Raw genomic sequence first — 24,274 nt, 5'->3', positions numbered from 1 at the left:
AGATGATACGTGTTTTTATTTATATTTTTGTTGTTTGTATCCTCGGTTTAGCTTTCACGTGGGTTGCTAATCACAATGGTATTTTTGTTCTCACATTTTTGCATTTCAGATTTTCTGCTTCATTGCTTACAGTGTTAAGTGTGCTTATTTTGTTTTTTGTAACGCTGGTGCTTTTATGGTGGTTATTGTCTTTCTTTTTTTCCATACCGAGTGCTCTTTCCAATTATTTTTATAAACGCCATCAAAAGCGTGGTTACAAAGCTCTTTCAAAGGGGATTCTTGCAACTTTTGCTGGTGATAGTATGGTTGCGCAAAAAATGGAAGCACGGGTTGCTAAATATCTTGCAGGAAAACAAGAGCCATTGGTAAAACTCTTACAAGCGCAAATCTTGTCTTTACAAAATGACTCTGTTCGCGCCATCGGACTTTATGAAGAGATGAGAAAGGAAGATCCGACAAAACTGGTTGGACTTTATGGTTTGTTTCGTGAAGCGATGAAGAGTAAAGCTTATGAGGCAGCACAACAATATGCCGAAGAGGCACTGACTTTATCGCCAGCACTTTTATGGGCGCATCAGGCGGTGCTTGATCGGTTAAGTACTGAGGGTAAATGGGATAAGGCACTTACTATTTTTGAAAGAACGCAAAAAGCTCTCCCGCGTTCTATTCGCGCGACTCCAGAGCGGCAGCATATACAGGTTTTACTACTAAGTGGGCAGGCACTTTCTTTGTTTGATACACATCCTGTACAAGCACGTGAAGCTATTTTGAAAGCCCATAAATTGGCGCCTGATTTTGTTCCAATAATAGTTATTGCTGCTGATATTCTTTATAAATTAAACGAAACGCGTAAAGCGGATAAAATGATTATAGCGGCTTGGCAAAAGGAGCCTCATCCTGATTTGGGACCGCTTTATCTTGAAAGAGAAGAAGGAGCCATTGGGCGATTGAAAAGGGCTAAGACACTTGCTTCTTATAATAAAGATGCATTTGAGTCGGCTTTCCTTATTGCTAAAGCAGCTTTGGATGCTGGTGAAACAGCATTAGCAAGAGAGAAGGCACAAAAAGCATTACAATGTCATCCACGGGAAAGTGTTTATTTATTGTTGGCAGATATTGAAGAGGCACAGGGAAACAATCAAGGTGCTGTGCGTCAATGGCTTTCTTTAGCACTTCGTGCTGAACGTGATCCAGTGTGGATGTGTGATGGGTCCATTTTTTCTTCTTGGTCAGCGGTTTCTCCAATCAGTGGACGTTTGGGCTGTTTTGAATGGAAGGCGCCTCCTTGTATGCCTTCTCTCACATTAGAGGCGGACAATATTGTGTCGAAAAGGCAAGACAAAGAGTATGTTATGGGAAAAAGTGATGATGTTGGAGATAAGAAGCTTGAAAAATTAACACCTATAGATGATTCTCTTTTGCATAATGCGCAGGTGGAGAAACAAGATATAAAAGAAAAAGATGTAAAAATGTTCAGTCAAACTCACTTAAATGTTGATGATCCAGGGGTTAAAACAGAAGAAGAAACATCTTTATCGAGGAAAAAATTTCGTTTATTTTAAATTGCACCAATGTGATAATACGAATGTTTTCTCAGAAGAAACAATTGACCTAGAAGAAAAAATATCGTTAGTCTTATCCAATAAAATTATTCTCTTATGTTTTAAAAATAAAGTTTTGCTTGGTAGCAGAGGTGATTGGTTAAAAAATGTTTTTAAATCAGAGATGTCTTGATAAAAAACAAAAAAATAACAAACCAAGGATTGCTGTCGTTATTCATCGGCGCTCTACCTATACTGGTCGTTTGGGAAAATTTTTACAACAAAATGGTTTTGTTCTTGATATTTATCGTCCTATTTTTGGACAAAAACTCCCTGATACATTAGAGCATTATGCCGGCGTTGTTATTTTAGGGGGACCGATGAGTGTGAATGACAGCGAAGCCTATATTGGTGAGGAAATTGATTGGATTTCGTTATCACTAAAGGAAAATAAGCCTTTTTTGGGTATTTGTCTTGGAGCACAAATGTTAGCGCGAAATCTAGGGGGGCGCGTTGGTACAAGAAGTGATGGGACTGTTGAAGTCGGCTGGTATCCACTAGAAGCAACCCCACAAGGGAAGGAATTGATGAATTGGCCAGAGATGGTCTACCATTTCCATGATGAAGGTATTTATGATTTACCGAAAGAGGCAATGCTTTTGGCAACAGGGAATACATATCCTACACAAGCTTTTCGTTATGGAAACAATGCATGGGGCTTGCAGTTTCATGCTGAATTTACACGCGCTATGATGCGGCGTTTGGTCGTGCGTTCGGCACATAAATTGACTGAAAAAGGTGCTCAACCTGCTTGTGCACATTTGAAAGGTCGTTTAATCTATGATCGAGCTTTGAGCCAATGGTTTGAAAGCGCATTACACCAGATTTTTTGTACACCGCCCGTACTTGTGTGATTGTTGACAAAGCATTGATTTATATAGGTAATTCACGGTTTTGTATATTGAATGAGAACCCCGAATATAGTAAGGTTTTCTCATTCCAAACCTGTGTATGTTGACTCAATAAAAACTTCTTGCTTGCATGTCACAAGTGGGGCTGGCGTGTGGGCAAAAACTGTATAAGAAAAGACTAAAAATGCTTCTTATGAACTGTCTTAAGTGTCAAGGGTTGTCGCAACATTTGGGGGCTAGCCAAATATAATGATGGTGCTGGCTTGGCTCCTCCATAAGCGTAAAGATGGGGGGCTCAATGGCTTTATCGTTAAGAGACACTATTCATTATCATTTTTGTTGTGCTGTAAAACAGTATGGTTTAAGGCAGAGGTAGAAAATCTATGTAAAACTTTACACATGAGGTGTTTTTTGTTAAAGGGTGTAATGGGTTTTTTTTAAGAAAATCTTGTTTATTAAGCTTATGAGATACTATACTTTAGAACGATGTATAGGGGCTTCTTGAAGTGATCAGTAGATAAAATCCGATCGATTAAGAAGTTGGATTGTGTATAAACTGAACGTGGTTGGGAATCTTTATCCTTTTTAGGGTGGGGAGGAAGTTAAGAGATAAAGAAAGTTTGAATATTGTCTAAATCCTTTCAAATACCATCATCACAAAAAAGTTTTTCTTTGAGTTATTTAATTTGTGGGCTCTTTTGTCTTGCTCTGATATTTATTTATAGCGCACTCTGGTTTTTTTTTTCACGTAAAATAGAAGACTATGTTTCTGATATATTCACAAAAGTATCTTCCCATAATATGGCGGCGGTATGTGAGAATGTGCACAAGGATGGTTATCCTTTACGTGTCGGTGTTGTTTGTGACAAGTTTCAATTTTCTTGGCCTTTACATGGGGTTTCTTTATCGACGGGGCGTTTGACAGCTGGTGCACCAATTTACGCACCTCATTTGGTCGAGTTTAATGTTCATTCTCCTGCATTAATTGTTTTTTCCGGAAAAACTCCCATAGTATCGCATTGGCGCAATTTGGTGATTGAAACAGAGCCTTATTGGAAAACGGGTAAAACATTGAAATTTATAGCTGAAGGGCTTGATATTTCATCTTTTTCCTCTTCCCCTGAAGATCAAAAGCTTCAAGAAGCATTAAGAGCACAAACGGCAGATAAAAAAACGACACAAGAAAATATTGAAGATCCGGCATCTTTGCAAAATACGCATGACGTGATTATTCAGCCGTTAGAGCCACAAGATATGCCTCAAAAAATAACGGCAGAATTTTTGCGTTTTGATCTAAAACATGAAAAGAATAATTTATCGGGACATATAACTTTTGACGGTTTTGATGCTTCTCCTTTTTTAAAATCTTCTTTTGTTGATATTCCTAAAATTGATGGCAATTTGAAATGGATTTTAAATGACATCTCTTTTCAGTCTGAAGATGAAGAAAAAAATTGGCAACAGCGACTGTATGGAAAAAGTGGACTTTTAAAGCAAGGTGAATTGACTTTTCATACAGGTGGTGCAGTGCGTATTAGTGGACCTTTTTCTTTTGATGATGAAGGATATTTGACAGCAAAATTTGAACTTGTCCTTATTCAGTCCATGAAGCTTCTTGACACTCTGCAGCACTTATTTCCCGCGCAAGCCAATAATCTTCAAGCGTTATTTTTTATTTTGGGTGTTTTGCCTAAAAATGCGGACGGCACTCCCGTTCTTTCCTTGCTCATTAACAATGGGTGGGTAAAATTAGGCTTTTTAAAACTTGGTCGTCTTGCTCCGCTTTAGGTGTTGTACCAAAGTCTTTTTTCATTTTTACTACCAAATTTCGATTTTTTCTGATTTTCATACTTTTTTTGCAATTTTAGAGTGTCAAAATCTATTTTAACAAAATGCGTATTTAATGGTAAAAAAATAGCTATAAAAATAAAAAATTACCACCTACTCCTAATTCGTCCAACCTCTTTTCACTTAGTACAAAATCTTATGTCAAACTACATATAGCAACAGTGTTTGTATGGAAAAAGTGGCATTTTAAAGTATGCTGAATTGCCTTTTTATACAGGTGGTGTGGTTTTTGTTAGGAACCTTTTTCTTTATATATGGAATGAGCATATTGCATATATTTGTTTGGGTGTAACCTCTTAAAACAAGTAAATAGCCTAGTTGGAGGAAGATATGAAGTTGTAAAGGGGAAAATCAACATCCATCTTTACTGTCATTTTTTATTCGATTTTATGCATTTCAAAAGCAGTTACAGTTATATCTTTTAAATAATGGATTAAACTTATCCTTTTATTTCTGATATTTTTTAATGAAGCCATATGTCTTCCACGTAAAACAGAATATATTTGTATTGCATATTTACGTATTTATTAAAACAATATTTCTCAGTGCTTCTTATTTCACGATGTCGCCTATGAATGGTATAACGATAAAGCCATTAAACACCACCATCTTTTCGGTTATGGAGTAATAAGCTAGGGGGCAACACCATCATATTATATTTGCTAACTCCCAATGTTACTGCAGCTTTTGGCACTTGGGGCGGTTTATGAGGGGCATTTTTAGTCCTTTCTTTACTGTTTTTATCTATTCGGTTTTCCCATTTGCAATATGCAAGGGGAAATGGGGTTAATTGACAGTAAAATTTGAATTTATTTTTTATTTTGAGTGCTCTGTCTAAAAATGCAGGATAGGGCTTCCGTTCTTCCCTTGCTGATTAGTCATGGATGGATAGAACGGAGCAAAAGCTTAGCTGTTTTGTACAGCTTTTAAGTCTGAAAGTTTATGTTTTTAGGGTGAAAAATAAATCCTGTTGTTTTTTTGAAATTGTTGCAAACAATTCTATTGTGATAAATAGCGAGATTTTTATTTTTGGAACCTTGCCTAAAAATGCAAACTCCCGCTCTCTATTTTTGTTGGTTTGTTGTAGTGGTGGGATAGAACGGGAGATTGAGTGGGTCGTTTTGTATTTGCTTTAGGTTTGAAAGCCAATATTTTGAAGTTGAGAAATCAATCCTGCTGCAAAGGTAAAACGAGAAATATTGAGATCATTTTCAATAAGGGCGCTAATGCGGTTTGTAATGTTGTGAATATGATCTTCTTCTGTTTTTTTCCAAGTGTCAAAAGGATCTTTTTTCTTTCCATGATTTTTGAGGATTTTCATAACGATTTGCCGAAAGCTTTCAGAAACATTTTCTTTGGCTTGGCTTAAAGCCATACTATCATAATAATCTACTACAGGGATTATACGACTTGCTTCGTTAATGCGGTTTATACGAATGATTTGCGCAAGTGAAAAGTAGATCTCTGCGGTTTTAATAAGATCACTGTTGCTTTTTTTTGCAATTAAAGAAATATCACAGATTGTTGAAGCAGCTTCCAAGAGGGCTAATTGTTTCGCTAATGCTTTTGGTGCTCCCTCTTCGCTGTAGTGTAATGCTTTTTCTTCAATCTTTTGCTTAATATCGTTGTCGTGAGAATGCATAAGCTCTTTTTCAATAACGCTACGGGCTTGCTTTATTGTTTTTACAATTTCTTCTAATGGACGTGAGAGATCTATGTTGTGCAAACCCCAATTGGTTGTTTCAAAGAGCATTGGGTTCATTGTTGCGTAGAATTTATTTTGGACAAGACCGGGTATTTTATTATCAAGCTTATCAATTTGCTCAGACAATTGAGGAATTTCGAAACCATCGCGGATGGCAATGAAAACGCGAATAATATTTTCAGTCTTTTGTTCTGTTGCATCGTGTAGTCTATTAACAAAAGTGGGGCCTCCACGATTTACAATATCGTTGGCAATCAGCGTTGCGATAATATTACGACGCAATTGATGGTTAATAACTTCCTTCTTAAAATTTTCTTGAATTTGGGTTGGAAAATAGTTCAGCAAGGCTGTATTGAAATAGTGATCATCAACAATGGGGCTATTAGCAATTTCTTCTTTTAAGGTCAATTTAGCATAGGCAAAAATAACGGCGAGTTCTGGACGGAGAAGACCTTTGCCTTGGGTTGTTCTTTGTCGTAAAATTTGCTCATCAGGGAGTATTTCAACTCTACGATCTAGAAGCTTTTTTTGTTCCAAATCGTGCATAAAGCGTATTTGATAGGGCAAATCAGTAGTGCTTTGGTTTTCCGCCAAAGAAAGCGCAAGGGGTTGTAGATAATTGTTGCGCAAGACGAGTTGCTCGACTTGAGGCGTCATTTTTTTCAAGAGCTTATTGCGATCTTCGCGGGTTAACGTTTTGGCACGTAGTGCTGATGCAAGAACAATTTTGAGATTGACCTCAATATCAGAACAATTCACACCAGCAGAATTGTCAATGGCATCCGTATTGCATCGACCACCATTTAAGACATATTCAATCCGTCCACGTTGTGTAACACCAAGATTAGCTCCTTCACCAATAATTTTTGCACGCACTTGTTCTCCGGTAATGCGTATTGCATCATTTGCGCGATCACCTACTTGGGCATCGTTTTCTGTTGCAGCACGGATATAAGTACCAATGCCACCGAACCATAAAAGATCAACAGGGGCTTTGAGAAGAGCAGAGATAATTTCAAAGGGTGTTCCTGTTTGTTTTTCGAAACCAATGGCTTGTGCTGCTTCAGGTGAGAGAGTAATGGTTTTTTCTTTTCGTGAGAAGATACCACCGCCCTTTGATAATTTGCTTTGGTCGTAATCCTGCCAGCTTGAGCGAGGCAGTTTGAAGAGACGCGTACGCTCTGCATAGCTTTCGTCTATGTTCGGATCTGGGTCAATAAAGATATCGCGGTGATCAAAAGCGGCAATCAATTTTGTTTGTTTGGAAAGCAGCATCCCATTGCCAAAAACATCACCAGACATGTCGCCAACACCGACACAGGTGAAGGGCGTTGTTTGAATATCGTGATTAAATGACTCTCTAAAATGTCTTTTGACGGCTTCCCATGCACCTTTAGCTGTAATACCAATGTCTTTGTGGTCGTAACCTGCTGAACCTCCAGAGGCAAAAGCATCATCAAGCCAAAAGTGGTTTGCTTGGCTGATGGCGTTGGCTGTATCAGAAAAAGTTGCTGTTCCTTTGTCTGCCGCAACAACAAAATAGGGGTCAGGGTCATCATGACAGATGACATTGTGGGGAGAACTTATTTTGCCGTTAATCAGATTGTCTGTAATGGAGAGCAAAGCTGTTATAAAGTCTGTATAAGCTTGTCGTGCTGCTTCTATGATGACAGCACGGTCATTTGTTTGGGGAAGCCGATGGGAATAGAATCCACCTTTTGCACCTGCAGGAACGATAACCGCATTTTTAACTTGTTGGGCTTTGACTAAGCTAAGCACTTCGGTGCGATAATCTAATGCACGGTCAGACCAACGAATTCCGCCACGAGCGATAGGTCCAAAACGCAAATGGACCCCTTCAACTTCTGGTCCATAAACAAAAATTTCTCGGTAAGGGCGCGGTTCAGGCAAACCTTCAATCTGGCGCGGATTTAATTTGGTGGCTAAAATACGCCGTGGACTTCCATCAGGAAGAGGTGTAAAGGCATTCGTTCGTAAACTCGCCTCGATAAGGTTACAATAACGGCGTAAAATGAGATCATCATCTAAACCAGAGACTTTCCGTAATTTTTCTTCAATGCGCTTTTGAATGACTTGTTGGTTTTTTTCCCGTTCTTTTTCTGTATGGCTTTGATGAAATTTTAAATGAAATAAAGCATAAAGATCTTGAGTAATGTCAGGATAAGCATTTAAAGTTTGGGCAACGCGATCTTGCGAATAAGGAATTCCAGCTTGTTGGAGATAGCGCCCATAATGGCGCAAAATAACAATTTCATGCCAATCAAGCTCAGCTGTTTGGGTGAGAGCATTAAAGCCGTCATTATCAGCATTTTGTGCCCAAATGGCTTCAAAGGTTTCGGCGTGTTTTTGACCGTCTTTTTCAAAATCGATACAGCGTTGGAAAGTACTTTCTAGCTGCATATCATGAAGATACACAGAGCGCCCATTACCATCTGGTAATTCAAGGGTTTGTTCAGCAATAACGCGAAACCCCATGTTTTCAAGGAGTGGTACACGTTTGGAAAGGGCAAGTGCTTCATGGCGGTGAAAAAGCCGAAGAGAAATGCACTGTTTTTCTTTGTTTTGTGCGTGATAAAAGATCACGAAAAGGGGCTTTTCATCATGAAGACTTAGAATATGTCCGGCATCGTTAATAGCGTCTTCAGCTGAAAATAAATCACGATAGCTGTTGGGGAATTCACTGGCTAGACGTGTTTGTTGCTCTGTTATTTTCTTGTTAAGAGCGATGGCTTGAACCCTGTCTTCCCAACTTCGTGCAATCGAACGTACATGTTGTTCAAGTGCGGAGCGCTCGTGAAGAGGAACAGTTTCATTTCCTTTGCGATGGATGATATAATAGACACGTATAAGAGTGCTTTCCAAAAATAGCGGATAAGATTCAAAAAAGTCACCTTTATAAAGCTCAACAAAATGTTCGCCAACTTTTTCACGCAGGCTGCTGCTATATTGGTCACGCGGTACGTAGACCAGGATAGAAACAAAGCGTCCAAAAGAATCAGTGTGGGCAAGAACCCGTAAACGTGGGCGCTCATCTAATTGTAGAATAAGCTTAGTGTTTTCTGTCAATGTATCAACATCAGAGCGAAACATTTCATCTCTTGGATAGGTTTCTAAAGCACTGATGAGTGCTTTTCCTGAATAATCGGCGTGATTGTGTCCAAGACGTTGAATAATAGTTCGGGCTTTTTCTTTTAAGAAAGGAATTTGCAAAATAGAACGTGTATAAGCTGAGGAGGTAAAAAGCCCTACAATGCGTAATTCTCCACAGAGTTGGTTTTCTTTATCAAAGATTTTAAGACCAATATAATCGAGCCAAACAGAACGGTGAATTTTGGAGCGGCTGTTCGCTTTTGTCACGATAAACAGATTATCGCTTTCCATGAAGGATAAAACTTCTTGAGGAGGTTCTTTCATGCTTTTATCGTCAATAATATGAATAGAAGCATCCGTGAGTATACCAAGTTCAATATTACTCGCTGTAAAGGATTTTAGGGGTTTTTGGTCTTTGATGAAGTTGTAAGTGCGCATACCAAGGAAAATGAAATTATCGTCCATTAGCCAGTGAAGAAACTCAATGGCTTTTTCGCCTTCTTGTTTGTAGTGCGGGGGAAGACTTATTTGGTAGGCATGAATATGCTTTTCAACTTCTTCAAGCATAGGTTTCCAGTCTTGTACAGCAGCATTAACCTGTTCAAGAACTAAGGTGAGTTCATTTTCAAGTTTTTGTATTTGCTGTTTGTTTAATGACTCGATGTGAATTTGCATCAGACTGATGCGTTTTCCAGAAGCACAATCAATAATGGGGTGTGCAATCAAATAGATATGGTTTTTGTGTTGATTGAAAACATTTAAAATAGAATCGAGAAGGAAGGGTTTGTTATCATTGACAAGCGTGATAACGGTTACAGGTCTGTTACTACGGGTTAAATTTTGCTCAAAGCAGATGGTGTTGTTTCCCGTCTGATGGAGATTAAAAGCTTTTACCGCGATGGCTGTGGCCTTTTTAAGTTCTTCATTTTCATAATAAGTAATATCTTCTTTATCGGTTTGGGCAAAAAGGATTTGTTCTATTTTATCTTGGGTGTTTTTTGTTTCTGTTTTTTTTTGTTGCAACACATTCACTCTCCCTTTTTGCTCTTAAGGGGTCTTTTCTTCTCTTTTTAAAAGCAGACCATTATATTTTTTATATACTGTAACACCTTCTTTCTGAAGAAAATAGCTCTTTATTTGGAAAGAATGAGTTTGTTTTTGCTATTTTTAGTAATATTTTGTACTTTAAAGAAATATTGTGCTTCAAGGAAAGGGCATTTTTAGTATTTTTGTATGTTAATAGTTTGTTTTTTAAACTATACAAAATGAAAGTAAAAAAAGAAGCAAAAGTAAAGAGAGAATGGCGCATTTACCAGAAAGACTTTTAAGTGGTTACCAAAACTTTATAAACAATCATTTTTTATATAAAATAGCAGATTATCAGCAATTGGCGATTGAGGGGCAGAAACCTGAAGTTTTGGTCATTGCTTGTTGTGATTCGCGTGCAGTACCAGAAATGATTTTTGATGCTAAGCCAGGGGAAATTTTCACTCTGCGCAACGTGGCGAATGTGGTTCCTCCTTTTTCTCCTGATGACCAATATCACGCAACATCAGCAGCTCTTGAATATGCTGTGCAATTGCTTGAGGTGAGACATATTGTTGTTTTTGGTCATGCCCATTGTGGAGGCATTCGTACTGCTCTTAATGAGACATATAAATCTTTATTATCAAATGATTTTATCGGTCAATGGATAAGTCTCTTAGCTCCAGCAGCAGAAATCGTTTTGAATAATAAGTCGCTGTCTTGGCCAGAAAAACAGACGGCATTAGAGCAGCTTTCTATTCACCATTCGTTGAGAAATTTAGAGACGTTTCCGTGGATAAAGCTTCGCAAAGATCAAGGTTTTTTGACATTGCATGGGGTTTGGTTTGATATCTCTAGCGGAAAATTATGGAGCATGGAACAGGAAACAGGTTGTTTTATGCGTGTTGAAGTTGAAAGTTTTGAAGTATAGTATTTGTTGTTTTTATTTCTTCGTATAAAAAGACATTTTATGATAAAACTTGACAAAGCTGGGGTTTTATTGTTTGAAGGAGCAAGCTTTCAGTGACAAAATTAACTTGGAGCCACCGACTGAGACCCCGGTTTAAGGGTATAAAGAGATCTCAGAGGTCAACATCCGACGGCGCGATGCGTTCTCGGATGCTATTTTGGTTTGTTTGTTATGCAACAATGAGGTAAATGATGTTTGAATCCTTGCAAGAGCGACTTGGTTCTATCCTGTCTCATTTGACGGGACGTGGCGCTTTATCGGATCAGGATGTTGTAGAGGCGCTGCGTGAAATTCGTCGCGCTTTATTGGAAGCTGATGTTGCTCTTGATGTTGTGCGCTCTTTTACCGATAGAGTTCGGGAAAAAGCTGTTGGGGCCGAAATCGTTAAATCAATTAAACCAGGCCAAATGGTGGTTAAAATTGTTCATGATGAATTGGTTCATATTCTTGGAAATGAAAGCGTTCTGAGTGATTTAAATGCACCAGCTCCTGTTGTTATCATGATGACTGGTTTGCAAGGTTCGGGAAAAACAACCACAACAGCAAAGCTTGCAAAACGTTTTACTGATAAGCACAATAAAAAAGTTCTCATGGCGTCATTAGATACACGCCGTCCCGCTGCACAGGAACAATTGCGCCAATTGGGAGAGCAGGCAAAACTTGCAAGCTTGCCTATTATTGCGGGTCAGCTGCCCGTTGATATTGCATCACGTGCCGTGCAGGCTGCTAAATTGGGTGGTTATGACGTGCTTCTTCTTGACACAGCAGGACGTAATCATATTGATGAAGCTTTGATGCTCGAATTGGCTGAAATTAAAGCATGTTCCCTTCCTCATGAGATTATGTTGGTGGCTGATAGTTTGACGGGGCAAGATGCCGTTCATCTTGCTCGTTCTTTTGATGAGCGTGTAGGGATTACGGGGATTATTTTAACACGGATGGATAGTGATGGGCGTGGTGGCGCTGCTCTTTCTATGCGTGCTGTTACAGGTAAACCAATTAAAGCAATTGGAACTGGTGAAAAAATAGATGCTTTAGAAGAATTTCATCCCAGTCGTATTGCTGATCGTATTCTCGGAATGGGGGATATTGTTTCTTTGGTTGAAAAAGCTGCAGAAACAATGGATCACAAGAAAGCTGCTGCTTTTGCAAAAAAAATGCAAGCCGGAAAATTTGATCTGAATGATCTTGCAGAACAGTTGCAGAAAATGAAAAAACTGGGTGGAATGGGCGGTATTATGGGCATGTTGCCAGGAATGGGGAAGGTCAAAGAGCAGATTGCGGCTGCGGGGTTTGATGATCGTTTGTTTGATCGTCAATTGGCCATTATTTCATCTATGACACCGAAAGAGCGGGCGAATCCAGAGCTTTTAAAACATAGCCGCAAACAACGAATTGCTAAGGGGTCTGGTACGACAGCGGCTGATATTAATAAACTTTTGAAGATGTATCGCCAAATGGCTGATATGATGAAAGCCATGGGTGGTAAAGGAAAAAGTGGTTTTATGGGAAAAATGTTGGGAGGCCTTGGTTCCAAAATGGGTTTTGGTGGTATGGGAAACTTGGGAGGGGATTCTCCAGCTATGCCGGATTTGTCGGGATTGGATCCAAAGCAATTCTCAATGCTTCAAAAGCAAATTGAAAATGGTAATGGAGGGAAGCTCTTGCCCGGACTTCCTAAGCGTGGATCTACATTTCCTGGTCTTTCCAATGGCATTGTCGATGGGGGAAATTTTCCTCAGCATCCTAAGAAAAAATAAGATGTAAAGAGGGAAAGGAATATAATGCAGGAAACAGTATTAAACGAATTGGCACATTTACGAGCATCCATTGATAATTTTGATGCAACCTTGATTCATATCTTAGCAGAGCGGTTTCGTTGTACGAAAGCTGTTGGGCGCTTAAAAGCCCATTATGATTTGCCTAAAGTAGATCCTCTGCGTGAGCAATATCAGGTAGCGCGTTTGCGGCAATTGGCTATAGATAGTCATCTTGATCCTGATTTTGCTGAAAGATTTTTAAAATTTATTATTAAAGAAGTTGTGAGTCATCATGAAGTTATTGCTGAAGAGCAAAAAACAAAAAAAGTCAATTTAAACGAAAGCCAGAGCTGACAATAGGAGATAAAATATGGCATTGAAAATTCGTTTGTCCCGTGGAGGTTCAAAAAAACGTCCTTACTATCATATCGTCGTTGCAGATGTTCGTAGTCCGCGCGATGGACGGTTTCTTGAACGTGTTGGTGCATGGGATCCAATGTTGCCTAAAGATGGACCGAGGGTGAAACTTAATGAAGAACGTATCCAATATTGGCTTGGGCAAGGGGCTCAACCAACAGATCGCGTTTTACGGTTTTTAGATGCAGCTGGCTTGAAAAAGCGTCCAACTCGTAATAATCCACATAAAGGTGAACCGGGTAAAAAAGCACAAGAACGTATAGCAGCAGCAAAGCAAGCGGCAGAAGAAGCAGCGGCAGCGGCTGAAGCAGAATCTGCTACAGCATAAGAAGCATGGTTGTTTAATCAATGTGTTTTTAAAAGCTTTAGAAAAATAAATATTATCCGTTTTTGTCTATCAAAAACGGATTTTCTTTAAAAAGTTGCTTGTTTAAATCGCGCTGGTTTTTTTAAATCAATGGTTTTAAAAATCAATGGCGCGGCCTTTAATTTCCCAGTCTCCATAGCGGGAAGGGTCTTTGCCGCCGCGTCCGCCGTTTTCTAAAGGTTGTTCTTTTTTTGTTGCGCGTTTTCGTCTTTCTTCAGCTTCTTTAAGGGCGCGTTGTGCTGCGGGAGAAAGAGATTGCTGTTTAATGACAGTTGCATTTTTTTTGCTTGTTTTCTCATCTTTTTTATTCATTTTACACCTATTCCATTGAAGAAGCAGAAAGAAAACACCATCATATAGTATTGATTGACTTTTATCATGGAGTTTTTTGAGTAATGAATATAATGCGTACAGCTATGCTTTTGGCTTTTTTAACTGCTCTCTTTATGGGAGTTGGTTATCTTGTTGGAGGGGGTGGTGGCATGGTCATTGCTCTTTTAATGGCAAGTGGTTTAAACTTTTTTTCTTATTGGAATTCAGATAAAATCGTTTTACGCATGTACGGGGCGCGTGAAGTTGATCAGCATTCAGCACCAGTTTATTATAAGATTGTAAGCGATTTAGCTAAAAAAGCTTCTCTTCCTCAACCAAAAATTTATGTTATTGAGAATGCACAGCCAAATGCTTTTGCGACGGGACGTAATCCGCAAAATGCAGCTGTTGCTGCAAGTACTGGGTTGTTAGAGCGGTTAAGCGCTGAGGAAATTGCCGGCGTTATGGCGCATGAGCTCGCACATATTGAGCATCGTGATACGTTAACAATGACTCTAACCGCAACGATTGCAGGGGCAATTTCAATGCTTGGTAATTTTGCTTTCTTTATGGGAGGGGGAGGACAGCGTAATTCTTCAGAAGATTCTCATGGCGCTGGGGCAATTGGAGGATTTATTGCATTGCTCGTGGCGCCTTTTGCAGCGATGCTGGTGCAAATGGCGATTAGCCGTACACGGGAATATGCTGCGGATCGTAGAGGGGCTGAAATATGTGGTAATCCTTTATGGTTGGCTTCGGCATTGCGTAAGATTGCTGATGGAGGACGTGGGGTATATAATGAAGAAGCAGAGCATAATCCAGCAACCGCGCATCTGTTTATTATTAATCCTTTGAGCGGTGAGGGAGCGGATAGTCTTTTTTCGACACATCCAGCAACTGCAAATCGTATCGCTGCTCTTTATCAGCAAGCAGAAGAGATGAAAGGGGCTCTTGCCAAAAGTGTGGGATGGAATAAAGAAGACGCTATACATGAAAAAAGCAGCGGGATGAACTATGGAGATTTTCATAGTGGTCAGACTCATGCATTAGGTGAGCAAGAAAACAGTTCTTTTCAGCGTGTTACAAAACGTCCCTCTTGGCTTCGTTATGAAAATTCAAAAAGATCTGGTTCATAGAGTTATTGAGGGAGCTCTTGAGAAAATAGTGATATAAAGGTGGTGTTTTGAAACACAAAAAAGCGGGGCATGTGTCTGAAAAAAATGTTCCAGGATTAGCTGTTCGACAGGTGTGTGTGCGTCTTTTGGGGGCGGTAGTTGATAAGTACACGCCTCTGTCTGGTTTGACGGATAATGAACACGGACATCCACAATATTTGAAGCTTTCACAACGAGATCGTTTGTTATGTCGGGCTATTTTAACAGCTTCATTGCGTCATCGAGGGCAGATTATGGCGGCTCTCTCACGCTTTTTGGCGCGTCCTTTGCCTTCACAAGCACTTTCACTTCAGCATCTTTTGCATATCAGTGTTGCACAAATTCTTTATCTTGATATTCCCGATCATGCGGCTATTGATTTAGCTGTCCGTGTGGCGAAACTTGATCCTCGAATGCGCCGTTTTTCAGGGGTGGTGAATGCTCTTTTGCGCAATGTTGCGCGTGAGGCAGAGCCTTTACGCCAACAAGTTCCTACTATTGAAGGTGTTCCAGCGTGGTTTGGACAGCTTTTAGTGTCAGCTTATGGAACAGAAAAGGCGCATAAGATTATCGCAATTCAAAGTGTGGAACCTCCTTTCGATTTGACAGTGAAATCTGATAGTGGTGGATGGGCTGAAAGGCTTGGCGGTGTGGTATTGCCCAATGGTTCTGTTCGATTGAAGCGTCTGGAGTGTTCTGTTTCTGATTTACCAGGCTATCGTGAAGGGTCTTGGTGGGTCCAAGATTTTGCAGCAGCTTTGCCTGCTTGTTTACTTGGGAATATTGAGGGTAAACGCGTTTCTGATCTTTGTGCGAGCCCTGGGGGAAAAACAGCACAATTGGCTTTGCAAGGGGCTGAGGTGACTGCAATTGAGCTTTCTGCTAACCGCATAAAGCGTTTAAAAGAAAATATGGAACGGCTTCATTTTTCAGTTCACATTTGGCAGGGCGATGTGAGAAATTTCTATCCCACACAGCTTTTTGATGCGGTTCTTCTTGATGCTCCTTGTTCTTCTACAGGAACAATCCGTCGTCATCCAGATATTTTATGGACGAAATCGAAGGATGATATCGTTAAGTTAGCGGCGTTGCAATATGATTTGCTTGTCGCAGCAATTTCTTTGGTGAAGGTAGAGGGGCGGATTGTTTTTTCCAATTGTTCATTGGCAAGAGAAGAAGGTGAAGATCTTATTGAGAAAATTTTGTCGACACGCAATGACATTGTTTTAGACCCTATTTGTCCAGAGGAAATAGGAGCACTGGAGCATTTGCTTTGTGAGGGGGTGTTACGGACAACGCCTGCGGATTTTTGTCATAAAAATTTTTATGCTGAGAAAACCGTATTTTTAGGAATGGATGGTTTTTTCGCTGCGCGCTTACGAAAAATTGCTTAATTAACGCTTCATTTACAAAAATGGTCGAAATTGTATTTGATTCAGCATAAATGGAGATGAAATTTTGGCGGTTGCGGTAAAAGCTCCTCAGGTAAAAGTGGCAGCCTGTATCGATACGATACAGAATGTTATGCGGCGTTTATGGGTTGGACCATTGTTTCGTTGGCGATTTTCAGGGTTTCGTCCTCATAAAATTTTAGCGCATCCCATGGATTTGCATGTAGCAGACTCTATGATGGCGCATGAATTTTATCATGGTCGTTTTGCTTTTGCTGGTCACATTGTTCATTCTGGTGCTGTTTCGCCGTTTTCATTGGTTCCACCAACGCTAGAATGGGAAGCGGCTCTACATGATTTTCATTGGTTGCGCCATATGGAGGCAGCAGGAAGTGATTTAGCTTCTGCACATGCACGCTCTCTTTTAGAAGATTGGTTTGACCATGCTGGCAAGAAGGTAAAAGGACTTGCTTGGAGTGGTCCTGTTGTGGCGCGGCGCTTGATTTCATGGATTTGTCATTCGAAAATGTTGTTAGAAGGGGCAAGTGAGCGGTTTGAAAAACGCTTTTTGCGTGCACTTGGTTTGCAATTTCGTTATTTGCGCGTGACAATTTGTAGTATGGAGCACAATGATCAACGTTTACAAGCAGCAGTGGCTTTGACATTCGCATCTCTTGCTTTGCCTGTTTCTGTGGCAGTGAAAAAAAAGGTACAAACCACACTTATAGAGGAGCTTTCCCGTCAAATCCTAGTTGATGGTGGGCATATTTCCCGTAGTCCTGTTATTTTGCTGAATTTGTTATCGGATTTATTGTCGTTACGGCATCTTTTTATGCGTAGCAATGAAACAGCACCCCGTATTTTGATTGATTCTGTTGAGCGTATGTTGCCAGCTTTACGATTCTTTATCCATGAGGATCAAACGTTGGCCCATTTTAATGGGGTTGGTCCCCTTGTATCGGAACGATTATCATCACTTTTGGAGCTTGATGAAACAGGAGGACATCCTTTTAGTTATGCCCGTTATTCAGGATTTCAGCGCTTAAAAGCCAATCAAACAACAGTGCTTGCAGATACAGGAAAGTTTCCACCCCGCTCTGTAGCACAGCAGGCTTGTTCGGGGTGTTTGTCTTTTGAAATGTCTTCACAAGGGCACCGTTTTATTATCAATACCGGTGTTAATCCTGATGGGCGGGAAGAGTATCGACATTTAGGGCGTGTTACTGCAGCACATTCAACAGCTACGCTTAATGATTGTTCAGTGGGTGCTTTTTATCATAAAAAGAAAAATGGCGCGCCATTTTTGTTTGATGGACCAACAGATGTTCAAGTGTGCCGTATAGAGGATTCAGAGAAGACAGGTTTTATTGCGAGTCATAATGGTTATGTGCGACCCTTTAATCTTATTCATGAGCGTGGTCTTATTTTGGCGACAAATGGAGATACGATCGAAGGTTTTGATCGCTTTTTTATGCCAAGTAAAGGGAGAAAAAGACACAAGAGTGTGCAAAATGAACAAAATTATGTTGCTGTTCGATTTCATCTTCATCCACAAGTTGAAGTTAACTATGATGGCAAACGTGTGTGTTTAGCCGTAAAGAACGAGAACGTGAAGAGCGAACAAATATGGTATTTTATATCGCCTGACGCAGATATTTGTCTTGAAGATTCGATTGATTTTGCAGAATTAACAGGTCCACAACGGACACAACAGATTGTTTTATATTTTCGTCCTGCATTTCAGGAAAAAGTTCGTTGGCGTTTTATCCGTAAAGCGTTTGATAAAAAATTAGAACATTGTTCCAACCCATAGTATATTGCGTTTTATATTGCGTGTCGCAAAACATTATTGTTTATTGTGGTAATATTCTCAAAATTTGAAGATCATATCAATTTTATACACGAAGCATTTTTTGGGAGTATGGGTTGGATGTTTTTAGGCAAGGTTTGCTCATAGAATCTCATGAGGTGATGCTAAAGGGATTGGCTTCAGAAAAAAAGTTTTTGAAAGACCCTTGTTGACAGATGAGTACTAGTTAAGGATTTTGATCCTTTAAAGATATGGAGAGAAAATTAAGTCGTTGCTTATCTTCGATAAGTTTTTAAGTGTGATGTTGGGATCAATATTTCTCTCTGAGAGAGTTGCATTAATAGGGCTACACTCCTCACGAAAAACAGAGCGCTATTGTATTGTATATTCACGGACTTATTTTAAAGAAAAATCCCTTAACGCTTCCAAGCCTATTTTGCGACGATGCCCGTGATGGGTATAACGGTAAATCCATTAAGCACCCCCCATCTTTACGCTTATGAAGGAGCAGCTTGGCACTATCACACTATTGATCAGTGTCCAATGTTTGTAACAAGCTCTTGGCACTAGAGAGGGTTCATAAGAGGCATTTTTAGCCTTTTCTTAATGGCTTTTATCCATACAGCTCCCCCCGCTTGTAACGTGCAGGCGAATGGTTTTGGTTGATTCAACATACATAGATTTGAAATGAGAGAAACTTACGGTATTCGGGGTTCTAATTTAATATGAATAACGCTAAATTATTATTACAAATCAAATGTTGTACATCACAGAAGCATTGAAAATTCGAGAAACAATACATTACAATGGCCAAGAAAAATAACCCTTCTGCTCTTTGTTATTATACTAAAAATGAAGTCATAATAACAAACCACAAAATGCGCACTTTTTTATAGCAAAGCATTCTCTCAAATATCTCAAACAATTTTCATAAAGATTTACGCGAATAACGTCGTGCAATTGAATCAATATCACCTCGACAAATTCCAAGATCGCTGAGTTCATATGTTGAAAGACGACTTAACGCATTAACGGTTCGACGATAACGGCGCCAATTACTATAAAAACGTAGAATATTCATATCCTCTACTCAAACTTTTCATTACACTCTTTAGTTTAAGAATAGAGTATATTACTAAAAAGAGTTGTGTTATAATATCATAGCAGGTATGCATCTACATACAAGATAATATCCCTTTAACATTTTCCTCATGCGAAAGGGTAACCATTAAAAATATCAACAAGAACATCTTATCCCTAACCAATGGCTAAATTATGTGCATTTTCTGCGGTGATAAACTTCTTCACGTGTAGATTCTTTGGATTGAATAACTGCTTCCATTTCAACAGTTATCAATAGTCATACGATAATTATGAAAAATTCCTTGAAACATTTGTCTCATACGAAAAGAAAAGCAGCAAAATTATTAATGGCGGAAGTGACGTGTTCCTGTAAAAACCATCGCTAACCCCTGTGCATCAGCAGCGGCGATAACTTCTTCATCACGCATGGAGCCTCCTGGTTGAATAACTGCTGTTGCTCCTGCTTCAGCTGCTGCTAATAAACCATCTGCAAAAGGAAAAAATGCATCTGATGCAACAACAGATCCTTTTGTGAGAGTTTCTATTAAGCCTGCTCTTTGCGCACTTTCTGCTGCTTTACTTGCAGCAATTTTGGCTGAATCGATGCGGCTCATTTGTCCGGCTCCAATTCCAACTGTTGCGCTATTTTTCGCGTACACAATAGCATTTGATTTAACGTGCTTTGCTACACGAAAAGCAAATTGAAGATCACGCATTTCATCTTGAGTTGGTGCCCGCTTTGTCACTACTTGCAATTTAAGATCATCGACTACCACGTTATCACGTGATTGCACTAAAATACCTCCTGCAAGTGTTTTCGCAAGAAGTCCTCCACAGCGTGGATCAGGAACTCCACCTGTAATGAGCAAACGAAGATTTTTTTTCTTGGCAATAATTTCACGTGCCGCCATTGTGGCATCAGGAGCAATAATCACTTCTGTGAAAATTTTAACAATCTCTTCAGCACATTCCTCATCAAGGATTTGATTTAAAGCAACAATTCCACCAAATGCCGATACATTATCACACATAAAAGCTTTCAAATAAGCTTCTTTCAAATTTTCTCCTTCCGCAACACCACAAGGATTGGCATGTTTAATAAGAGCGACAGCAGCGGTTTTTTGCGGATCAAATTCTGCCACAAGTTCAAAGGCTGCATCTGTATCATTCAGATTGTTATAAGAAAGCGCTTTGCCTTGTAAAAGTTTTGCTGTTGCAATACCAAAACGTTTTTCATTATTGCGATAAAATGCTGCCTGTTGATGTGGATTTTCTCCATAGCGCATAACGTTTTCAAGATGACCAGAAAAACTCTGCCACGATGGAGTTTCAATTTCTAAATCCCGTGCAAACCATGATGCTATTGCCGTATCATAAGCAGCGGTGTGTGCATAAGCGCGCATTGCTAGCTGATGACGCATAGATAAGCTTAAACATCCATTATGCTGCTTTAATTCAGCTAGAATCGAATCATAATCTTTTATCGCTGTTACAACACCGGTATAAGCATAATTTTTTGCCGCGGCGCGAATCATCGCCGGTCCACCGATATCAATATTTTCAAGAATCGTTTGCCCATCAGCTCCCGAAAGGATCGTCTCTTCAAAAGGGTAAAGATTCACCACCAAAAGATCAATTCCATGAATGCTGTTCTTTTCCATAGCTTCCCTATGGTTAGGATCTTCTCTTACCCCTAACAAAGCACCATGAATCAAAGGATGGAGTGTTTTTACACGCCCATCCATTATTTCAGGAAATCCGGTAACTTCAGCAACATCTTTTACGGGTAAACCAGCCGCTATGAGGGTTTTGGCTGTTCCTCCTGTTGAAATTAATTCAACATTGTAAGTAGCATGAAGGGCTTGTGCAAAAGCAACCACACCCGTTTTATCAGACACAGAAAAGAGAACACGACGAACCCGATGAAGATCAGGTATGGGAAAATTTTTGGCAACAACACCCATAACAGCAGCCTTAAAAATGAAAGAGTTAAAATTCTAGTAAAACACGCTTATACGTTTATAGCATAAGCCTTTAGCAAAATACACTGAAAGGATAAACTGCCTTTTTAGAATATAGGATGACTCACCTTTTTCTATTATCCTGTAAAAACCTCTCATTTGAGGTGTGATGATAGGTATAAAAGTCGCGTTGAGAAATTAAATGTTTTTTTGTTGCTTATAATTCAATATCTCATCTTCATAGCAGTTGTGAAACAAAAAATGTATCCGTATGTTCTTTGCTATATTAGCTTTTATATTAGATGAAGGCGAAAGTATTGCGTATATCAATTGGAGTAATCTCTGAAATGGGAAACAATCTAATGAAGCAAGAATATAAAATTATAAAGGCAAAAATAGGTGCCTATCTTTTCTATCATTTTAAAATTTGGCTTTATGTTTTTCAAAAGCGTTTATGACAATTCTTTTTAAGAGTGAAGATAATGCATTTCTTCACATTTTTGGGCATTACATCTTTAATGAATCAACCCTATTTTATGATGTTTTTTTGATAAGAGTGTCGCGTAAATCTTTTGTGGATGGTATAAAGTTCATTGTATGCTTATGATCTTTAATTTAACAAAGGCGCAAGTTGGTAGCTTTTATTCTCTTTATCAGTTTTCAAGATTCTAAAAATTTTTGTTACTTGAGATGGAAGAGGTATTTTTTTTTAGTTTTTTTGCCGTAGCAGAAAAAGAAAACCTCCTAACACACCAGTAGCTAAAATAAACCACGTGATTGCATAAACGAGATGATTATTTCGAAAATGGATAATCGTAAGACCAACGACGGGAAGTTTTGCTTGTGGAGATGTTTTTCTGGCATCAATGAAATAAGGGGCAACAGTGGACAAACCAAGTTTTTGTGCCATAGCGGGGAGATCGCGCGTATACCATAAATTTTTGTCAGGATTATTTTTACGCGGGAAAAATCCATTTTTTTCACTCATGCGTAATAAACCTATAATCGTTGTTTGTTCTGTGTCTGTGGTAGAATTTTGCTGAGATAAGGCATTTGTATGTGATTGCTCTGTGTTTTGAAAATTGTTACGTTCATCCATGGGGATAAAGCCACGGTTGATAAAGATCAGTGTATTATCAGCAGTTTTTAAAGGAGTCAAAACCCAATAGCCTGTAGTATTTTGAGCGGCAGCAGTGACTAAAATATTTTTATCTGTTAAAAATTTTCCTGTGATAATAACAGGTTGATATTCATATTTTTCAAAAGTAACATCTGACCATTGATTTTTTGGAGGGGCTTTTATGGGGGGCAAATGAATGCGTTGATTGGTACTGGTGATAAGATTTGTTTTCCAGTTTAACCGTTGTACTTGCCATATACCTAATGCACTGAAGAGAAGAAAAAAACAAATACATAAAGTTCCAAATAAAAAAGAAGAAAAACGGCAAGAATTTCCCTGAAGCTTTGTCATAGGGGGCTCTTTTTTGCTCATGATTTGTGCTTCCTTTCGGGACAATAGGCTTTTATTCTAACATGTATATATTAAAAAAAACATTTTGTACGCGTTTTGGTGGAATTTGCACGCCTTATTGAGGAAAAAGATGAAAAATGAGCCAACAAGAGATGAAAAAGGTTTTATAAAAGACTTGACCTTTTGTTGTCGACCCCCTATTAGAAAGAAACTTCCCAATGATGCCCGTTCAAGGTTGCATTGCGCGTGTTTTGCGTTCATTGTGTCCTTTGGGTATGGGGATTTGAAAGTTTCTTAGAGTTTAAGGGTGAAGTTTATGTCTCGTGCATGTGAATTGACAGGGAAGACGGTTCTGTATGGTAATAATGTTAGCCATGCGAATAATAAGACTCGGCGTCGTTTTTTACCAAATCTTTGCAATGTGACATTGATTTCAGAGGTGTTACAGCAAAGTTATCGCTTGCGTATTTCAGCAAATGCGTTGCGTTCTGTTGAGCACCGCGGTGGTCTTGATGGTTTTTTGATTAAAGCAGACGATAAAGAGTTGTCACAACGTGCGCGTTTGTTAAAACGCCAAATCGTTAAGAAAAAAGCTGAGCAAGAAGGTGAGCAGAAGGCTGAACAAGCAGCGTAATTTTCAGCGTTATTGTTTTTGGCTTTTTTCTTTTTGATCGCTCTGTTTTATTGGTTCCATATCCCAGGTTAAAAAAATGTCTTCAAGCGGTCTTTTATTAGAACAGCAAAAGAAAAGGTATGTTGTTTTTTCTATTTTTGCAATGTGCCTTGCTGTCACGGCTTCTAATATTTTAGTTCAATATCCTGTCTATTGGTTTGATTTGAATGCGCTGTTGACTTATGGGGCTTTTACCTATCCATTTGCTTTTCTAATCAATGATTTGACCAATCGTTTTTATGGTCCATCTGCTGCGCGGCGTGTGGTTTATGCTGGTTTTTTTACGGGTGTCTTTGTTTCTTGGATATTGGCGACACCACGGCTTGCACTTGCTTCTAGTTTTGCATTTTTATTTGGGCAACTCCTTGATATTGTTGTTTTTACTCCTTTGCGACGTAAAACATGGTGGAAAGCACCTTTAGCAGCAGCGTTGGTTGGTTCAGCTTTGGATACAGTGCTGTTTTTTGCTCTTGCTTTTTCTAGCTCGTTTGCTGTTCTTGATAAGATAACAGGCTATGCTGATAGTTCACTAGTGGAGAGTACTGTTTTGGGAGGGATAGGCATGCCAGTTTGGTTATCGCTTGCTTTTGGTGATTTTTCGGTAAAAATTATTATGAGCCTGTTTATGTTGATTCCTTATGGAACAATTCTTAATATTGTAAAGCTTCCTCTTTATCAAAGTCCTTCAAAGGATGATTCTTCTTTTGTTTGTAACAAATAATGGTCTTTGTTCTTTTGTTTTGCTAAAGAAGAGGGGAGGGGA

General features: G+C 39.2%; 17 protein-coding genes. 12 read left to right on the top strand and 5 right to left on the bottom strand.

The features are described 5' to 3' along the window. Positions 1-2: 2 nt before the first annotated feature. The 3 genes from ACFIJW_RS05720 to ACFIJW_RS05710 all read left to right on the top strand — a co-directional run bounded on the left by ACFIJW_RS05720 (position 3) and on the right by ACFIJW_RS05710 (position 4,240). Positions 3-1,562: a heme biosynthesis protein HemY gene (locus ACFIJW_RS05720; RefSeq protein WP_375633596.1), complete on the top strand. Its 1,560-nt coding sequence runs from the start codon at positions 3-5 to the stop codon at positions 1,560-1,562. Between the two features lie 146 nt (positions 1,563-1,708). Continuing rightward, on the top strand, positions 1,709-2,455 hold the full coding sequence (locus ACFIJW_RS05715) for a glutamine amidotransferase (RefSeq protein WP_375606037.1): 747 nt from the start codon (positions 1,709-1,711) through the stop codon (positions 2,453-2,455). A gap of 771 nt (positions 2,456-3,226) precedes the next feature. Further along, positions 3,227-4,240: a DUF2125 domain-containing protein gene (locus tag ACFIJW_RS05710; protein ID WP_375633733.1), complete on the top strand. Its 1,014-nt coding sequence runs from the start codon at positions 3,227-3,229 to the stop codon at positions 4,238-4,240. Between the two features lie 1,192 nt (positions 4,241-5,432). Here ACFIJW_RS05710 and ACFIJW_RS05705 read toward each other — a convergent pair. Further along, positions 5,433-10,142, bottom strand: a complete 4,710-nt coding sequence (locus tag ACFIJW_RS05705; protein ID WP_375633595.1) for an NAD-glutamate dehydrogenase — start codon at positions 10,140-10,142, stop codon at positions 5,433-5,435. Between the two features lie 274 nt (positions 10,143-10,416). Between ACFIJW_RS05705 and ACFIJW_RS05700 the strand changes: the two genes are divergently transcribed. The 4 genes from ACFIJW_RS05700 (at position 10,417) to rpsP (ending at position 13,617) form a co-directional block, all read left to right on the top strand. Then, a complete protein-coding gene (locus tag ACFIJW_RS05700; RefSeq protein ID WP_375633594.1) occupies positions 10,417-11,073 on the top strand; it encodes a carbonic anhydrase in 657 nt (218 codons plus the stop codon). A 230-nt stretch (positions 11,074-11,303) separates the two neighbouring features. Further along, positions 11,304-12,872: a signal recognition particle protein gene (gene ffh, locus ACFIJW_RS05695; protein ID WP_375633732.1), complete on the top strand. Its 1,569-nt coding sequence runs from the start codon at positions 11,304-11,306 to the stop codon at positions 12,870-12,872. A gap of 24 nt (positions 12,873-12,896) precedes the next feature. After that, the gene (locus ACFIJW_RS05690) at positions 12,897-13,226 is read left to right on the top strand and encodes a chorismate mutase (protein ID WP_375633593.1); all 330 of its coding nucleotides are present in this window, start codon (positions 12,897-12,899) and stop codon (positions 13,224-13,226) included. A gap of 16 nt (positions 13,227-13,242) precedes the next feature. After that, on the top strand, positions 13,243-13,617 hold the full coding sequence (rpsP, locus tag ACFIJW_RS05685; protein WP_375612227.1) for a 30S ribosomal protein S16: 375 nt from the start codon (positions 13,243-13,245) through the stop codon (positions 13,615-13,617). A gap of 135 nt (positions 13,618-13,752) precedes the next feature. On the opposite strand, the gene ACFIJW_RS05680 is transcribed toward rpsP, so the two are convergent. After that, complete coding sequence (locus ACFIJW_RS05680) at positions 13,753-13,968, bottom strand: DUF1674 domain-containing protein (protein ID WP_375606032.1); 216 nt, start codon at positions 13,966-13,968, stop codon at positions 13,753-13,755. An 83-nt stretch (positions 13,969-14,051) separates the two neighbouring features. Between ACFIJW_RS05680 and htpX the strand changes: the two genes are divergently transcribed. The 3 genes from htpX to ACFIJW_RS05665 all read left to right on the top strand — a co-directional run bounded on the left by htpX (position 14,052) and on the right by ACFIJW_RS05665 (position 18,326). Beyond that, entirely contained in the window at positions 14,052-15,104 is a 1,053-nt protein-coding gene (gene htpX / locus ACFIJW_RS05675) for a zinc metalloprotease HtpX (RefSeq protein WP_375633592.1), read from the top strand. A 47-nt stretch (positions 15,105-15,151) separates the two neighbouring features. Continuing rightward, positions 15,152-16,516, top strand: a complete 1,365-nt coding sequence (locus ACFIJW_RS05670) for an RsmB/NOP family class I SAM-dependent RNA methyltransferase (RefSeq protein WP_375633591.1) — start codon at positions 15,152-15,154, stop codon at positions 16,514-16,516. Positions 16,517-16,580: 64 nt separating this feature from the next. Beyond that, on the top strand, positions 16,581-18,326 hold the full coding sequence (locus ACFIJW_RS05665) for a heparinase II/III family protein (protein WP_375633590.1): 1,746 nt from the start codon (positions 16,581-16,583) through the stop codon (positions 18,324-18,326). 925 nt (positions 18,327-19,251) lie between these two features. Here ACFIJW_RS05665 and ACFIJW_RS05660 read toward each other — a convergent pair. The 3 genes from ACFIJW_RS05660 to ACFIJW_RS05650 all read right to left on the bottom strand — a co-directional run bounded on the left by ACFIJW_RS05660 (position 19,252) and on the right by ACFIJW_RS05650 (position 22,859). Then, the gene (locus ACFIJW_RS05660; RefSeq protein WP_273790070.1) at positions 19,252-19,404 is read right to left on the bottom strand and encodes a DUF1127 domain-containing protein; all 153 of its coding nucleotides are present in this window, start codon (positions 19,402-19,404) and stop codon (positions 19,252-19,254) included. Between the two features lie 346 nt (positions 19,405-19,750). Continuing rightward, positions 19,751-21,370 (bottom strand): bifunctional phosphoribosylaminoimidazolecarboxamide formyltransferase/IMP cyclohydrolase, encoded by a 1,620-nt coding sequence (gene purH, locus ACFIJW_RS05655; RefSeq protein ID WP_375633589.1) that lies wholly within the window; start codon positions 21,368-21,370, stop codon positions 19,751-19,753. 706 nt (positions 21,371-22,076) lie between these two features. Further along, positions 22,077-22,859 carry an SURF1 family protein gene (locus ACFIJW_RS05650; protein ID WP_375633588.1) on the bottom strand — a complete coding sequence of 261 codons (783 nt, stop codon included), beginning with the start codon at positions 22,857-22,859 and terminating at the stop codon, positions 22,077-22,079. Positions 22,860-23,154: 295 nt separating this feature from the next. Here ACFIJW_RS05650 and rpmB point away from each other — a divergent pair, with 295 nt between their 5' ends. Together rpmB and ACFIJW_RS05640 are read left to right on the top strand one after the other, a co-directional pair. Then, on the top strand, positions 23,155-23,472 hold the full coding sequence (gene rpmB / locus ACFIJW_RS05645) for a 50S ribosomal protein L28 (protein WP_375633587.1): 318 nt from the start codon (positions 23,155-23,157) through the stop codon (positions 23,470-23,472). A 76-nt stretch (positions 23,473-23,548) separates the two neighbouring features. Further along, complete coding sequence (locus ACFIJW_RS05640) at positions 23,549-24,232, top strand: VUT family protein (protein ID WP_375633586.1); 684 nt, start codon at positions 23,549-23,551, stop codon at positions 24,230-24,232. Positions 24,233-24,274: the final 42 nt, after the last annotated feature.

This window comes from Bartonella sp. MM97QHHN, from assembly GCF_042194285.1.
In the GTDB taxonomy this organism is placed as follows: Bacteria; Pseudomonadota; Alphaproteobacteria; order Rhizobiales; family Rhizobiaceae; genus Bartonella.
The sequence above is the reverse complement of the archived record's forward strand: the minus strand, read 5'-3'. Positions and strand labels throughout refer to the sequence as shown.